We start from the raw sequence: 13,957 nt of genomic DNA on the forward strand, positions 1-13,957 counted from the left end.
TATAGCCTAGCATCGGATCGCGCTGTCCTTTGAGGCGTTGTAGCCCGTTTGAGAGCCCTGCCCCGTTCGGGGGCCCTTCTCGGTGTCGCCGCTGCCCGTGGGACGGCGGCCGCAATGCCCGGCGGGCACGCGGCTCCGGCCGGCGAACCCGCCGGTGCCGCGAGGGCGCGTCGCGCCCCGCCCTGTCATCCGGGCATGTCCCGTCCGGCGCGGGGCCGGACGGGTCGCGTCATGGCGCGTTTCAGTCGGCCTTCTCGATGTTCCAGAAGACCGGAACCGGCGAGCCGAGCATGCCCGTCAGCTTGTTGCTGCGGGCCTGCGGGGACGCATACTGGCCGAGCGGGATGTAGAGCACGTTGTCGAGCGTGTGCTTCTGGATCCGCGAGGCCACTTCCTTCTGCTTTTCCGGCGTGTCGGCGGCGATGAACTCGGCCTTGAGGGCCTCCATCGTCTCGTCCGTCGGCCAGCCGAACCAGGCCGCGTCGCCACGGCCGTTGAGCATCGGGCTGATCAGGGGCGAGTTGATCTCCGGCACCAGCCAGTTGGTGAAGAAGATGTTCCAGCCGCCCTCGGAGGGCTTTGCCTGGCTGGCGCGGCGGGTCACCAGCGTCTGCCAGTCCATCGCCTGCATGTCGACGTTGAAGCCGGCATTGCGCATGGCCTGTGCGGCCACCACCGGCTGCGCGGTCAGGCTGACGACGTCGGTCGGCTGCATCAGGACGATCGGGGTCCCGTCATAGCCGGATTCGGCCAGCAGCTTCTTGGCGCCCTCGACGTCGCCGCCGGAGATCAGCGTCTCCGCACCGCTTTCGTCGGCGAGCGGCGTGCCGCAGCCGAAGATCGCGCCGCAGACCGTGTAGTAGTCGGGGTTGCCGATCAGCGTGCCGAGCACGTCGGCCTGGCTGAGCGCCATCTGGGCGGCCTGGCGGACCTTCTTGTTGTCGAAGGGCGGATGCTTGAAGTTCATCCGGCCGATGGTCTGGTAGCCGAGATCGTCGCGGGTCTCGACGGTGACGTCCTCGCTGCTCGCGAGGATCGGCAGAAGGTCGATCTGCACCTGCTCGATATAGTCGATCTCGCCCGACATGATGGCGTTGATCGCGGTCTGGGCGTCCGGCATGGTCACCCACTTGACCTCGTCGACCTTGACCACCTTGCCGCCGGCCATCCAGCTCGCCGGCTCGTCGCGCGGGACATAGTCCTCGTTCTTGCGATAGGTGACCGAAACGCCCGGCTGGTACTCTTCCTCGACGAAGATGAAGGGACCGGAGCCGGTGTAGTCGGTGACCGCCTGGTCGGCGGAACCGCTGGCGACGCGCTCCGGCATGATGAAGGGCGGCAGGGCCGACTGCTTGCCGACCGTGTCGAGCAGCGCCGGGAACGGGCTCTTCAGCGTCCAGGCGAAGGTCTTGTCGTCCTTGGCCTCGAGGCTCTCGGTGATGTCGAAGATCAGCTGTCCGCCGGAATCGCGCTTGCCCCAGCGCGTCAGCGAGGCGATGGCGTCGGCGGAGGTGACCGGCGCGCCGTCATGGAACTTGAGGCCGTCACGCAGGGTGAAGGTGTAGACGAGACCATCGTCGGAAACGGTCCAGTCGGCCATCTGCGGCTGCGGCTTGAAGTTCTCGTCCACCGCGACGAGCACGTCATAGATCATGTAGGCGTGGTTGCGCGAGATATGCGCGGTGGTGATGATCGGGTCGAGGACGCGCAGGCCCGAATGCATCACGGCGGTGATCGTCTTGCCCTCGGCGACGGCCGGCGAGACCATGCCCGTGCCCGCGAGCAGCGCGGCGGCCAGCATGCCGGCAACCGCGGTACGGGCGCGGCCCGACCACGTCCGGCCCGGCCTGGTGTCGTGTCCAATGTCTTCAAGATGCAGCATCGTGCTTCCCTTTCTGGTTAAGGCAATCGTTTCTTTTCGTTCTTGGCCGGATCGTTGCCCGGCTTTCAGCGCACGCCTCGGGGATCTCCACTGCCTCGCGGGTCAGCCCTCCAGGACATGCAGTTCGGACGGCGTTGACGGCGCGCTTGCCGGATCGCCGAAGACAGGGCCGCCGGGCGACAGGCGCATGCCCGGCCGCAACCGCGTCCAGGCAAGGCTTGCCGGATCGAGCGGCATCGGGCCGGGCGCGGTGCAGACCAGCACCGTCTCGGCGATGGGGTCGAAATCGGCGCGGAAATGCACCGAGCTCTTGTTGACGAGGATCGCCGCCTGCGTCGGCTCGATGCCGACAAAGCGGTACATGGCAAGGTCCGCCATCTGCGCCTTGTGGCTGGCAACGGCGATCCTGACGCCGTCGATGGCAAGGCAGGCGGAGGGCCCGACATTCATGCGGGTGCCGCCATAATAGGGACCGGTCGCGTGCAGGTCGCCGTTCGACAGCGCCTCGACGCGGAAGGTTGCCTCGAAGGGCGCGTCGCCGGGCACGTTCGACTGGCCGCCGAGCGCGATGGCGATCTCGGCGCCCTCGCCCGCCTCATGCGCGGCGCGGGCGGCGGCCGGATCGACCATCAGGCCGAGCGCTGCGTTGCTGGCGCCGCCGCGCAGCAGCGCGCGCAGCATGCCGGTGGTGTTGGAATCCCCGCCGGCGCCCGGATTGTCCTGCGTGTCGGCAATCACCACGGGCCGGGTCGCGGTGGCGGCGATGCGCATCGCCTCGGCAACGCCCTCGTCAGGGGTGAAGGCACGCCCGGCAAAGGCGCTCTCGCTCTCCATGACCCGAGCGGCAAACCGGTCGGCGGCCGCATCGGCGGGCGCCTGCGTCTCGCCGGAGGCAAGCACGCTCAGGACGCATTCGGCAAAGTCGGGGGGCGGGAAGCCCATCCAGTAAGAGAGGCTCGCGACCTCGCCGCCCTCCATGGCTCCAAGCTCGGCATAAAGGCTTCTGGCCGGCTCGATGAAGGTGCACTGCCAGGGGATCGGGATCAGGAAGGGAAGCTGGCGGAAGGCTTTCTCGAAAGGCCGCCCGCGCGCCATGATCCGGTCGAGCCCTTCGGCGGCGCGCCGTCCGGTCTCGGCCATGTCCACATGCGGATAGGTGCGGAAGGCGACGAGGAAATCGGCCTCCTCGACCATCCGCCACGTCGTGTTGCCATGCAGGTCGAGGCTGACGGAGATCGGGACCTGAGGTCCGACAACCGCGCGCACCCGGGCGATCAGCTCGCCCTCTCCGTCTTCCAGATGCTCGGCCACCATCGCCCCGTGCAGGTCGAGGCAGACCCCGTCGAGCGGCGCGAGACGGTGCGCGGCGGCGATGCCCCCGACGATCTCGCCGGCGATCCGCTCATAGGCCTCGCGCGTCACATGGGCGGAGGGAATGGCGCCTGTCCACAGGATCGGGACCATGTCCCAACCGGCCTTGCGGGCATGCGCGACGGCGCCCGAGATGCCGAGATTGACGTCGCCGCAGCGGTCCAGGATTTCGGCCCCGCGCGAGATCGGCAGATAGCCGCCGCCCTGCTCGAAATGCGCCATGGTCGCGAGCGAGGGAGCGAACGTGTTGGTTTCATGGAGAAAACCGGCAAGGGCGACGCGGCGGGTCATCACAGGCACCCCGCGGCAAGCGACACCGGCGGACGGGCCGGGACGCGCTGCACGCAAGTGACACTCGTAAACCGTGTCGCCAGCGGGCCCGGTTCCCGGGAGGATGCAACCCTGCGAATGACCAACACCGACCCTCGTGTATTATATTGCAATACATTCGTATTATTATTTACGATAAGGTTCAGCGAGACGGCGAGTCAATGCCGTTTAATGAGCATGTGCAGGACTGGGGAATGCGAATGACAGGTTGGTGGCCGCGAGCCCGCCCGGATGCCGGCACACCGGAGGAACAGGGGAACGACCCCCTCTTCGTGCGCTCGGTCGCGCGCGCCATGCAGGTGCTTTCCGCCTTCCACCAGGCGGACGCGCCGATGACGCTGACGGAGATCGCGGCGGCCGGGGAGATGGACAAGAGCGCCGCCCAGCGCTTCGTCCATACCCTTCGCAAGCTTGGCTATATCGAACGTGACATGACGGACCGGGGCTTCGTGCCGGGCCTGCGCCTGCTCGACCATTCGCTCGACTACCTGCGCCTCAATCCGCTGGTGGAGCGGGCGACGCCGGTGCTGCAGGAAATGCGGCGGCATGTGCACGAGCGTGTCGACCTGAGCCTGTTCGACGACCTGCGCGTGGTCTACGCGGCGCGCAACCAGAGCAAGCGGGAGACCTTCTTCGCGGCACTTATCGGGCACGCCGTGCCGACATTTTGTGCAAGCGGCGGGCGGGCCATTCTGGCGCTGCTCACCGACGCCGAAGTGGACGACATCCTCGCCCGTTCCGACCTCAGGCCGATCACCATGCGCACGATCACCGACCCGGAAGCGATCCGCGAGAAGGTGCGTGAGGCGCGCGAGGTCGGCTATGCCTGCGCGCTGGAAGAGGTGGTGCCGGGCGAGATCGCGCTCGGCGTCGCCATCACCGGGCCGGACAGGCGCCCCGTCGCCGCGATCCATGTCGCCGGCTCCCTGTCGGAATGGCAGCCGGAGGAGTTCTGCCAGAAATTCGGCCCCCTCGCCCAGTCGACCGCCCGCGCGCTCAGCCGCGCGTAAACCCGGCTTCCGGGCACTCGGCCGCGCGGTGGCCCGCCTCTCGGGCTGGCGATGGCGAGGATCGGGAAGAGCCAGCTCCCGGCGCAACCAGGGGCCTATTCGTTGCCAGAGCGGGAGCGAGGGAAAAGCGGCGGCCGCACGCCGGCCCGCCGACATCAGCGGCCGCGGCCCGGCCCAAGGGCTGCGGTCGCACACCGGTCCGGTCTGCAAGCGATGGAAAGCACCACGCCTGCCGGGGTTGCCAGTGGATCCCGGATCAAATCCGGGATGACCACCTGAGAAGGTGGCAAGCGCCTGCGTACACTCGGGCGCGGAGGGATGACCCCGGAGAGGCTGGCAGCCCGCCCTATTCCGCCGGCTGGGCGCTTGCACCGCCACCCGCGCGCCGCTTCGCGCGGTCGCGGGAAAACAGCGTGTAGGCGGTTGGCACCACGAACAGCGTCAGCACCGTGCCAAAGCTCATGCCGCCGACGATGACCCAGCCGATCGCCTGACGGCTCTCGCCGCCCGCCCCGCCGGCCAGCGCCAGCGGCACGGCGCCGAAGACCATGGCGCCGGTGGTCATCAGGATCGGGCGCAGGCGCAGCGCCGCCGCCTCGATCACCGCCTCGCGCCGGCCCTGCCCCGCGTCCTGAAGCTGGTTGGCGAACTGCACGATCAAGATGCCGTGCTTGGTGATCAGGCCGATCAGCGTCACGAGTCCGATCTGGCTGTAGATGTTGAGCGTTCCGCCCGTGTAATGCATCGCGGAGAGCGCGCCGAGCATGGAGAGCGGCACCGTCAGCATGATGATGAAGGGATCGACGAAGCTCTCGAACTGGGCGGAAAGCACCAGATAGATGAAGCCGAGCGCCAGCACGAAGATGAAGACGAGGCTCGAACCCGTCTGGCGAAACTCACGCGACACCCCGCCATAATCCGTGCGGGCGCTCGAGGGCAGCACCTGCGCCGCCGTTGCCTCGAGATAGTCGAGCGCCTCGCCGAGCGAATAGCCGGGCGCCAGGTTGCCGGAGATCTTGGCGGCGCGCAGCTGGTTGAAGCGGTTCAGCTCCTTCGGCGACACGCTCTCGCGCACGCTGATCAGGTTGGACAGCTGCACCATCGCGCCGTTCTGGCCGCGCACATAGATGTCCTGCAGGTCGCCCGGCGTGCGGCGGTCGGACGGGTCGACCTGGACGATCACGTCATACTGCTCGCCGTTCATGTTGAAGCGGGTGACCTTGCGCCCGCCCAGCAAGGTTTCCAGCGTCCGTCCGACGGTCAGCACCCCGGCGCCCACATCCGCGACCCGGTCCCGGTCGAGCTCGACCTCGATCTGCGGCTTGTTGAGGCTGAGATCGCTGTTGATGTTGACGAGGTTGGGGTTCCCGGAAATCGCGTCGAGGAAGGAATTGACCATCTCGTCGAGCCGCTCATAGGGCTCGGAGGTGAGGATCATGAACTCGATCGGACGCGAGCGCGGGCTGACGCCGAAGGAGCCGGGATTGTTGACCGAGGCCCGCAAGCCGGCAACCCGGCGGATCTGCGGCTGCAGCTCGGCGCCGATCTCCACCTGGCCGCGCGTGCGCGTCTCCCACGGCGCCAGTTGCGAGAAGGAGGTGATGTCGTTGACTTCCGGCGAACCGGCGATGACGAAAAAGGAATTCACCTCCGGCACCGCGCCGATGATCTGCTCGACCTGCAGCCCGTAGCGGCTGGTGAAATCGATGGTCGCACCTTCCGGAGCCGACCCTGTCAGGAACAGGACGCCGCGATCCTCCAGCGGGGCAAGTTCCGACTTCAGCGTCGTCAGCAGCATCCACGACGCGCCGGCGACCGCGAAGACCAGCAGGACCACCAGCCAGCGAACCTTGAGAGAAAGCACCAGCACCCGCCGATACGCCTCGTTGACCGCGTCGAGCCCGCGTTCCAGCGCCGCGGAGAGGCGGCCCGGCGTCTCGTGTTCGCGCAGCAGCTTGGCGCACATCATCGGCGAGAGCGTCAGCGCGACGAGGCCGGACATCAGCACCGCTGCGGCGAGCGTCAGGGCGAACTCGGTGAACAGCTTGCCCGTCCGCCCGGCGGCGAAGGCGACCGGCGCGTAGACGGCGGCGAGTGTCAGCGTCATCGCGACGACGGCGCCGGAGATCTCCTGGATGCCGGTGATCGCGGCGCGCACCGGCTTCATGCCTTTCTCGATGTGCCGGTGGATGTTCTCCAATACGACGATGGCGTCATCGACGACGAGGCCGATGGCCAGCACCATGGCCAGCAGCGTCAGCGTGTTGATGGAAAAGCCGAGCGCGTAGATAACCGTACAGGCGCCGATCAGCGAGACCGGAATGGTGACCAGCGGGATCAGCGTGGCGCGCAGCGAGCGCAGGAAGAAGAAGATCACCAGAACGACCAGCACCACCGCCTCCGCGATGGTCATGAACACCGCCTCGATGGACCGGTCGATGAAGATCGACTTGTCATAGGCAATGTCGGCATTCATGCCCGCCGGCAGGTCGCGGCGAATGTCGGGCATCGCCTCGTTCATCGCCCGCGACACATCGAGCGGGTTGGCCGTCGCCTGCTTGACGACGCCCAGGATGACCGCGTTTTCGCCCTTGTAGCGGGTCGTGCGACGTTCGTCCTCCGGTCCCACCGCCACGCGCGCGACATCGCCGAGACGCACGGAGAAGCCGTTCGCATCCTTGACCACGATGCGGCGGAACTGCTCGCTGGTGGTCAGTCCGGTGCGCGAGAGCACCGTGAACTCGCGGTCGAAACTCTCGATCCGCCCGGAGGGCACCTCGACATTCTGCTGGCGCAGGGCGAGTTCGACATCCTGCACGGTCAGGTCGTAGGCGGCGAGCCTGGTGCGGTCGATCCACACCCGCATGGCGTAGCGGCGCTCGCCGAAGATGTTGACCTCGGCAACACCCGGCAGGTTCTGCAAGCGGTCCTTGATATAGCGGTCGGCGTAGTCGGACACCTCGATGGGGCTGTCGCGGTCGCTCGTCAGGGCGATGAAGATGATCGACTGGGCGTCCGCCTCGACCTTGGAGACAACCGGTTCCGAGACCTCGTCGGGCAGGCGGCCGCGCACGCGGCTGACGCGATCGCGGACGTCGTTGGCCGCCTCGTCCGGATCGACGGAAAGCAGGAAGCGTACGGTGATGCGGCTCGATTCCGGGCGCGAGCGGCTTTCCAGGATCTCGACGCCGCCGATGCCGGCGATGGATCCCTCGAGCACCTGGGTGACCTGGGATTCGATGATCTGCGCGCTGGCGCCGGGATAGTCGGTGCGTACCGAGACGACCGGCGGATCGATATTGGGATACTCGCGCAAGGACAGCCGCGAGAAGGAGACCAGCCCGAGCAGCACGATCATCAGGCTGACGACGGAGGCGAAGACCGGCTTGCGGACGAAGAACTCGAGCAGGTTCATGTCAGGAGCCCTGCGGTCCGTCGACAATGTCGACCGTGGCGCCGTCCCGCAGCAGCAGCTGTCCGGCGGTGACGACCACCGCCTCGCGCGTCAGCCCGCCGGTGATCTCGACATCTCCCGGCCGGCGCAGGCCGATCTCGACCGGCGTCTTGACGGCGCGGCCCTCCTCGACCCGGTAGACATAAAGCCGTCCGCCGTCCTGGAAGATCGCCGCCTCGGGCACGAGCAGCGCCTCGGGCCGTTCCTCGATGACGATGCGGATGCGGGCGAACAGGCCCGGCGACAGGCGGCCGTCGGGATTGGGCACCTCCGCGCGCAAGCGGATGGCACGCCCCGAAACGTCGACGATCGGATCGATGGCGGTGATCTTGCCGGCGATCTCCTCGCCGGGCCGCGCATCGACGGAGACCTGCACGGAGAGCCCGGTGTCGAGCTTCGCCAGATGGGTTTCCGACACCCGGAACTCGACCTTCAGCGGATCGGTGCTGGCCAGTTCCACGATCCGGTCGCCGGGGCTGACATAGGCGCCGGCGCTGATCGTGCGGAAGCCGACCGTGCCGGCGAACGGCGCCGCGATGGAGGTCTTGGCCAGGCGTGCCTCGGCCAGCGACAGGTTGGCCTGCGCGGCGGTGCGGGCCTGCGCGGTCTCGTCGCGGGCGCGCAACGTGCCGCTGCCCTGCTCGGCGAGCTTGCGGGCGCGCTCGAAATTGGCCTCGGCGAGCGACACCTCGGAGTGCGCCTTGTCGAGTTCTGCCTTGAGGATATCCGCATCCAGTTCCACCAGCACGTCGCCGGCCTTCACCTGTTGTCCCTCGGTGAAGGCGATGCGCGCGACCCGCCCGGCGATCTCCGGCGAGATGACGACGGATTCATTGGCGACCAGGGTGCCGAAGGCGCGGATGTCCGCGACGATGTCGTGGATGCTGACCGGCGCCGTCTCGACGGCAATCGCGGGCCGGCGCTTCTCGCCGCCCGCTCCGCGCGCAGGCTCCGTCGAGGCCGAGGCCGGCAGGAGCGAGGCGATCGAAACCGCGCCGCCGGACTGGCTCAGATAGACAACGCCTCCGGCGAGGACCAGGGCAAGACCGGCTGTGCCAAGGGCAGGCAAATTCCACAAGCGCATTGTCGGACAACCTCGACGCCGGCCGGCCGTTAATCGCGGCGGGACCTGTTCAGCGGTTTGCCGCCTGGCGCTCCTCGTCCCGGGGTGCTGCCTGCTCCCGGGCGGTTGCCGCACATGCGTGAAACCATGCGTCAAGAATAGATAGCAGCGTCAGTACTGACAAGGTGAAACACCGGGCACTTGCACGGTTTCGCGCCTGTTCCTCGCAGGCTCCGGCGGCGCAGGCTCAGCCGGCGGCGCGGGTGCCGGGAGCGGCCGTCTGGCAGTCGAGATCGGTCAGCGTGACGATGCGGTTGCCGCGCAGGTCGTTGACGCAGACCAGCACGCCCTGCTCCTCCATATGGGTCAGCAGCCAGCGCGCCCGCCCGGGCGAGCGGGTGCCATAGGCGCGTGCGATTTCCGCGTCGGGCGGGCAGACCCTGCCCTCAAGCGCTGCCTTGGCGATCAGCAGGTAGACGCCGCGCATCTCCTCCGGAAGGCTGGCCGCGACCGTCTCCGCCGCCGACCAGACGGCCGGATCGACATCGCTCGGTTCGACACCGGCACGGGCAAGCGCCACGCGCTGGCGGAATTCGGCCAGTTCCGGCGGGCGGCCCGGCAGGCGGGCGATGCGGCAGCGCACGAGGAAATCCTGATAGAGCGCGGCAACCGGCTGGAACGCCGCCTCGCCATCGCCAAGCAGTTCGGCGATCAGCGCCGCCACCGACTTCTCGTGCGCCTCGCGGTCGAGCGGCTCGGCCTCGACCGCCGCCTCGCGCGCCGCCGCCTGCCGGGTCAGCCGCTCCAGCACCTCGGAGGCCGGCACCACCTGCGGCGCCGGCGGACGCTCGGCCGCACTGCGCTCGCCGGTGCTTGCCGGCTGGAACAGGAGGTCCTGCAGTTCCTCGGGACGGGATTGCGGCAGCGGCGTCAGCTTCGGTCCGCCACCGCGCCCCGTGGTTTCCACCGCGCCGATGCGCACTGTCATCGGGCGGCGCGAGACGGCCGGGCCGAGCGCCACGAAGTGCCCCCGGTCGAGATTGCGGAAAGCTTCCGCCTGCCGTTTCTCCATGCCGAGCAGGTCGGCGGCACGCGCCATGTCGATGTCGAGGAACGTCCGGCCCATCAGGAAGTTGGAGGCTTCGGCGGCGACGTTCTTGGCGAGTTTCGCCAGGCGCTGGGTGGCGATCACCCCGGCCAGCCCGCGCTTGCGGCCACGGCACATCAGGTTGGTCATGGCGCCGAGCGCCACGCGCCGCGCCTCCTCGCCGGTGTCGCCCGAGGCGGCGGGCGCGAAGAGCTGCGCCTCGTCGACGACGACAAGCACAGGATACCAGTGGTCGCGCTCGGCCTCGAACAGCGCGTTCAGGAACACCGCCGCGGCCTTCATCTGGCGATCCGGCTCAAGCCCTTCCAGGTTGAGCACGACGGAAACGCGGTGCGCGCGCACACGGGCCGCGATCACCGCGAGATCGCGCTCGCTTCCGGCGGCATCGACCACCACATGGCCGAACCGGTCGGACAGGGTGACAAAGTCGCCTTCCGGATCGATGATCACCTGTTGCACCCAGGGGGCGCTCTGTTCGAGCAGCCGGCGCAGCAGATGCGATTTACCCGATCCGGAATTGCCCTGGACCAGAAGCCGTGTGGCAAGCAACTCCTCCAGGTCGAAGGTGCAGGGCGCGGACGGCCCGACGCCCCTCACCTCGCCCATGTCGATACTGACTGTCATTCTCGCAATGGTCTCGTGTGGTCGAAATGGATGCCCCGAACGCGCATGACAACGTCACGCGCGCCGCGCCAGGGCAGATCATCCGCAGGGTCGCTTTCCTCTACTATCGACGATTCGCCCCTCCCGCCAAAGACGGTGTCGCGGAAACGGACGGAAACAGGGGACAGTTCCGGACGCCGCGACGGCAAGTCCCCCAAAACATTCATTGATCGAGAACTGTTAGCGCCTTGTTTACCCGGCACGCCGAAACGTGCCCCACACACGCCTGCCTCCCCAAGGAACGACCATGACCCCAGTTGCACGCAAGTCCGGCCGCGAGCCGGAAAAGGAAGGCCTCAGCCAGGAGATCGCCCGCTTCATTGGTGCCGACACGTTCGATGTCGAACAGGCCCGCGCGCTCTGGCGCAACCTGAAGCCCGCGATGCCGGACATTCTCGATGCCTTCTACGCATCGATCCGCGACACTCCCGAGCTTGCCGACAAGCTTGGCCGTTCCGACAATCAGGTGGCCCGTCTCAAGGGCGCCCAGATGGGCCACTGGGATCATATCTTCAACAACCCGCCCGATGCCGAGTTCGAGGCCCGCGCCAAGCGCATCGGCGACGCGCATGTACGCATCGGGCTGGAACCGAAATGGTATCTCGCCTCCTATGGCCGGCTGCTGGTCGAGGCGATTCCCGCCGTGACCCGCCATCACCGCCTCAGCCCGGGCCGGCTCGCCGGCGCGCTGCAGACGCTCGTCGCCCGCGCCTTCCTCGACATGATCGTCTCCTATGACGCCTACGAGACCGGCGTGCTGGGCCAGCGCGCCGAGGAGAACCGGCGCGACACCGAGCTGGCCTCGCTGAAGAGCCTGGCCGGCACCGTTTCCGACATCAACGACGTCGCGGTCAGCATGGCGACGCTGTCGCGCAACACGCGCAGGGCGCGCGAAGGCGGACAGGCGATTTCGGCGGCGGCGGCGGAACTGGTGACCTCGGTGGAGCAGATCGCCGAGAACAGCGACGGCGCGGCGCGGATGGCCGATGCCACCAACGAGGCCGTGGCGGAGGGCCTGCGCGCCATGCAGGACGTCTCCGGCCGCATGGCCGATATCGCCTCCGCCTCGCAGGAAAGCGCGCAGAACCTTGCAGACCTGCACAAGGCATCCGAGCAGATCGGCGACTTCCTGTCGGTGATCGAGAGCATCGCCAACCAGACCAACCTCCTGGCGCTCAACGCAACGATCGAGGCCGCCCGCGCCGGCGAGGCCGGCAAGGGTTTCGCCGTCGTCGCCAGCGAGGTGAAGAGCCTTGCCACCCAGGCGGCGCAGGCAACCGACGACATCACCCGGCGGATCGCCGCGCTGCAGGCCGGCATGGTGACAACCCAGCAGTCGATCGCCGGATCGCGGGAAGCGGTGGAGCGCGGCCAGCAGACGATCGCAGGTGCCAACGAGCGCATGGTCTCGATCGGCACGCAGATCGCCGAAGTGTCGGGACGCATGCAGGACATTTCCGCGATCCTGCAGCAGCAGAAGGATGCCAGCCAGGAGATCGCGCAGAGCATCACCGGCGTTGCAGACCTTGCCGTCGAGAACGACAGCCAGCTCCTGTCGATGAGCACCACCCTCGAGACCAGCAACAAGCGCTTCGAGGCCAATGCCCGCAACTGGTTCGACGAAGGGTCGCACCGCTCGCTGTGCGAGATGGCGAAGATCGACCACGTTCTGTTCAAGAAGCGGGTCGTCGACACGATCCTGGGCCGCGACGACTGGACGGCGCAGTCCCTGCCCGACCATCACGGCTGCCGGCTGGGCCGCTGGCACGAGGCCGTGACCGACGAGCGCATCCGCGCCCACCCTGCCTGCCTCGCCATCGACGAGCCGCACCGGAAGGTTCACGACAGCGCCCGCGCGGCGCTCGAGGCGCATGCGGCCGGCGATCCCGACGGGACGGCGGCGCATCTTGGCGAACTCGAGGTCGCCAGCCGCCAGGTGCTCGCGGCGCTCGACCGGTTCGCCGGCGTGCTGGCCGATGAGCTGAAGGACGCGGAGCGTCACACCGGCAAGCCCGCGCCCGCCCGCCGCCCTCACGGCTGAACCGCGCGCCTCGGCCGGGCGACCGTTCCCCCGGCCGCCAGGGGCGCGCGGCAAGGCCGACGATGGCGCTTGCTTTTCCCCGTCACATTCGAAATCATGCATGTGTAACGAGAGGCTGCACATGGCGGCCCACCCGGGAGGATATCGAATGCGCCTGTTGACTGCCCTGTGTGCCGTCGGCCTTGCCGCCGCGCCGCTTCCGCTTCTTGCCGCCGAGGATCTGCAGATCGGGCCGGACGTTACCTCGATCACGATCCAGACCGAGGACGGCGCGGTGGAAATCACCCGCCAGAAGAACGAGGTGCAGCTGATCGGCGGGGTGCTGCAGCCGATGATCCCGGTCCCGGGCGTGCATGCGGCGGGCGAGCTGGAGGTGCTGGCGGCGCTGCAGGACGAGAGCGCCCGCGTCGTCGACATGCGCACCACCGAGTGGCGGGTGAAGTCGACGATCCCCGGATCCATCCACATTCCCTATACCGAGGTCGCCATGCGCCTCGACGAGCTCGGCTGCAGCGGCGGACAGGGCAGCTGGGACTGTACGGGCGCGCTCGATGTCTTTGCCTTCTGCAACGGCCCGGCCTGCGGCCAGAGCCCGCAGGCGATCAGGGCGATGGTGCGCGAGGGCTTCCCGGCAACGAAGATCCACTACTATCGCGGCGGCATGCAGGACTGGACGGTGCTTGGCCTGACCACGGTCGAAAACCTGTTCTGAGGCGGGCGGAAAAGCCCGATCTGCGTCAAGCCGGGCTGAAGGCGCGGGCCCGCGCCTGTTCCCGGGGCCGCGCCCGAACTCCGGTGACGTCCCCGCCGGGGATCAACCGGTTCCGGTCCTCCAACGCCACCCCACCCTCAGGCCGTCACCCCGGGCAAGCGCAGCGCGACCCGGGGGCCATTCGTTCCCGGAGCGAGAGCAACACAAACGCGGCGACCGCACACCGGTCCGCCGAGGCCGGCGGAAACCGTCACGCCTGCCGGGGTTGCCAATGGTTCCCGGCTCTCCGGCTTCGCCAGCGGCCGGGATGACGGCCGTGGGGA

The 13,957-nt window shown here is 68.2% G+C and carries 8 protein-coding genes; 3 read left to right on the top strand and 5 right to left on the bottom strand.

The genetic code is table 11. The features are described from left to right. Window positions 1-241: 241 nt before the first annotated feature. Together ACN0T5_RS07910 and ACN0T5_RS07915 are read right to left on the bottom strand one after the other, a co-directional pair. Window positions 242-1,801, bottom strand: coding sequence for an ABC transporter substrate-binding protein (locus tag ACN0T5_RS07910; RefSeq protein ID WP_417768102.1), 1,560 nt, complete (start codon window positions 1,799-1,801; stop codon window positions 242-244). A 183-nt stretch (window positions 1,802-1,984) separates the two neighbouring features. Then, on the bottom strand, window positions 1,985-3,544 hold the full coding sequence (locus tag ACN0T5_RS07915; RefSeq protein WP_417768075.1) for a M81 family metallopeptidase: 1,560 nt from the start codon (window positions 3,542-3,544) through the stop codon (window positions 1,985-1,987). A gap of 233 nt (window positions 3,545-3,777) precedes the next feature. On the opposite strand from ACN0T5_RS07915, the gene ACN0T5_RS07920 reads away from it, so the two are divergent. Further along, window positions 3,778-4,593 (top strand): IclR family transcriptional regulator, encoded by an 816-nt coding sequence (locus ACN0T5_RS07920; protein ID WP_417768076.1) that lies wholly within the window; start codon window positions 3,778-3,780, stop codon window positions 4,591-4,593. A gap of 346 nt (window positions 4,594-4,939) precedes the next feature. On the opposite strand, the gene ACN0T5_RS07925 is transcribed toward ACN0T5_RS07920, so the two are convergent. The 3 genes from ACN0T5_RS07925 to ACN0T5_RS07935 all read right to left on the bottom strand — a co-directional run bounded on the left by ACN0T5_RS07925 (window position 4,940) and on the right by ACN0T5_RS07935 (window position 10,842). Further along, the gene (locus ACN0T5_RS07925) at window positions 4,940-8,008 is read right to left on the bottom strand and encodes an efflux RND transporter permease subunit (protein WP_417768077.1); all 3,069 of its coding nucleotides are present in this window, start codon (window positions 8,006-8,008) and stop codon (window positions 4,940-4,942) included. Between the two features lies 1 nt (window position 8,009). Beyond that, entirely contained in the window at window positions 8,010-9,131 is a 1,122-nt protein-coding gene (locus ACN0T5_RS07930; protein ID WP_417768078.1) for an efflux RND transporter periplasmic adaptor subunit, read from the bottom strand. 226 nt (window positions 9,132-9,357) lie between these two features. Further along, the gene (locus tag ACN0T5_RS07935) at window positions 9,358-10,842 is read right to left on the bottom strand and encodes an ATP-binding protein (RefSeq protein WP_417768079.1); all 1,485 of its coding nucleotides are present in this window, start codon (window positions 10,840-10,842) and stop codon (window positions 9,358-9,360) included. 286 nt (window positions 10,843-11,128) lie between these two features. On the opposite strand from ACN0T5_RS07935, the gene ACN0T5_RS07940 reads away from it, so the two are divergent. Both ACN0T5_RS07940 and ACN0T5_RS07945 read left to right on the top strand, forming a co-directional pair. Then, window positions 11,129-12,922, top strand: coding sequence for a methyl-accepting chemotaxis protein (locus tag ACN0T5_RS07940; RefSeq protein WP_417768080.1), 1,794 nt, complete (start codon window positions 11,129-11,131; stop codon window positions 12,920-12,922). Window positions 12,923-13,070: 148 nt separating this feature from the next. Then, window positions 13,071-13,634: a rhodanese-like domain-containing protein gene (locus ACN0T5_RS07945; RefSeq protein WP_417768081.1), complete on the top strand. Its 564-nt coding sequence runs from the start codon at window positions 13,071-13,073 to the stop codon at window positions 13,632-13,634. The last annotated feature ends 323 nt before the right edge of the window (window positions 13,635-13,957 follow it).

Source organism: Stappia sp., assembly GCF_048261845.1.
Taxonomy (GTDB): domain Bacteria; phylum Pseudomonadota; class Alphaproteobacteria; order Rhizobiales; family Stappiaceae; genus Stappia.

Coding starts and splice junctions, on each gene's coding strand:
- ACN0T5_RS07945 (WP_417768081.1), top strand. CDS start 13,071: ATGCGCCTGTTGACTGCCCTGTGTGCCGTCGGCCTTGCCGCCGCGCCG.
- ACN0T5_RS07920 (WP_417768076.1), top strand. CDS start 3,778: ATGCGAATGACAGGTTGGTGGCCGCGAGCCCGCCCGGATGCCGGCACA.
- ACN0T5_RS07915 (WP_417768075.1), bottom strand. CDS start 3,544: ATGACCCGCCGCGTCGCCCTTGCCGGTTTTCTCCATGAAACCAACACG.
- ACN0T5_RS07910 (WP_417768102.1), bottom strand. CDS start 1,801: ATGCTGGCCGCCGCGCTGCTCGCGGGCACGGGCATGGTCTCGCCGGCC.
- ACN0T5_RS07940 (WP_417768080.1), top strand. CDS start 11,129: ATGACCCCAGTTGCACGCAAGTCCGGCCGCGAGCCGGAAAAGGAAGGC.
- ACN0T5_RS07925 (WP_417768077.1), bottom strand. CDS start 8,008: ATGAACCTGCTCGAGTTCTTCGTCCGCAAGCCGGTCTTCGCCTCCGTC.
- ACN0T5_RS07935 (WP_417768079.1), bottom strand. CDS start 10,842: ATGACAGTCAGTATCGACATGGGCGAGGTGAGGGGCGTCGGGCCGTCC.
- ACN0T5_RS07930 (WP_417768078.1), bottom strand. CDS start 9,131: ATGCGCTTGTGGAATTTGCCTGCCCTTGGCACAGCCGGTCTTGCCCTG.